At 59.7% G+C, this 603-nt stretch carries 1 protein-coding gene; it reads left to right on the forward strand.

What is annotated here, in order from left to right:
* Nucleotides 1-96 precede the first annotated feature (96 nt).
* Nucleotides 97-603 (forward strand): superoxide dismutase (locus tag AC3ZU9_RS31515; RefSeq protein WP_490091804.1); only part of this gene is annotated, 507 nt, incomplete at its 3' end.

The following is a 603-nucleotide window of genomic DNA, read 5'->3' on the forward strand; positions in this document are numbered from 1 at the left end:
CCCTGCGCCGCAAAGAGTACAAACTCCCCGGCGCTTGTTTGGCCGCCCGTGATCGGCCTTGCGCTCACCGCAACTGACCTGATTAGGAGAATCATCATGGCTTTCGAATTGCCGCCGCTGCCCTACGCACACGATGCCCTGCAGCCGCACATTTCCAAGGAAACCTTGGAATACCACCACGACAAGCACCACAACACCTATGTCGTGAACCTGAACAACCTGGTCCCAGGTACCGAGTTCGAAGGCAAGACCTTGGAAGAGATCGTCAAATCCTCTTCGGGCGGTATCTTCAACAACGCCGCTCAGGTCTGGAACCACACCTTCTACTGGAACTGCCTGGCGCCAAACGCCGGCGGTCAACCCACCGGCGCGCTGGCTGAAGCCATCAACGCTGCGTTCGGTTCGTTCGACAAGTTCAAGGAAGAGTTCACCAAGACGTCCGTCGGCACCTTCGGTTCCGGTTGGGGCTGGCTGGTGAAAAAGGCTGACGGTTCCCTGGCCCTGGCCAGCACCATCGGCGCCGGCAACCCGCTGACCAGCGGCGACACCCCGCTGCTGACTTGCGACGTGTGGGAACACGCTTACTACATCGACTACCGCAAC

Source organism: Pseudomonas sp. A39 (assembly GCF_058145955.1).